Source organism: Enterobacter cloacae complex sp. P18RS, assembly GCF_014982105.1.
In the GTDB taxonomy this organism is placed as follows: Bacteria; Pseudomonadota; Gammaproteobacteria; order Enterobacterales; family Enterobacteriaceae; genus Enterobacter; species Enterobacter hormaechei_C.
In genome coordinates, this window is the sequence record NZ_JADCKV010000060.1 from 1 (window position 1) to 391 (window position 391).

At 43.2% G+C, this 391-nt stretch carries 1 protein-coding gene and 1 pseudogene; both read right to left on the bottom strand.

The features are described 5' to 3' along the window. Positions 1-170: HAD hydrolase family protein (locus INF61_RS22685; protein ID WP_193548151.1), on the bottom strand; the 170-nt coding region annotated here is incomplete at its 3' end. 156 nt (positions 171-326) lie between these two features. Further along, positions 327-391 (bottom strand): annotated as a pseudogene (locus tag INF61_RS23015) (hypothetical protein); the annotation flags it as partial.

Below are 391 nucleotides of genomic sequence, written 5' to 3' on the forward strand. Positions count from 1 at the left end.
AATGCCTGATAAAAAGGATGGATGGCTACAAAGTGCCGTCCGGTAACGATAACAACCTTTGCCCCGGATTTACGGGCATTCTGTAAGGCAGATAGTGAGGCTGGTAAAATTGTTTTTTCTGGCGTCAATAAAGTGCCGTCCAGATCAAGGGCGATTACCTGATAGTTCATGTATTGATTCACCTGGTTTTGGTATGTAGTTTTTCCGATAGTACACCGCTTTACGGCTACGACGAAACAAGGTGAAGTGAGTTTTTGAGCACTGGAACAGCGATAGGGGGCCGCTTTTGTGTGTGATGAATTTGTTTGTTTACATTAGCCGTTATTCAAATAGGTGCCATTACAACAAATTGCAGGTGTATCTAAGCCCAGTGCCTGATAAAAAGGATGAA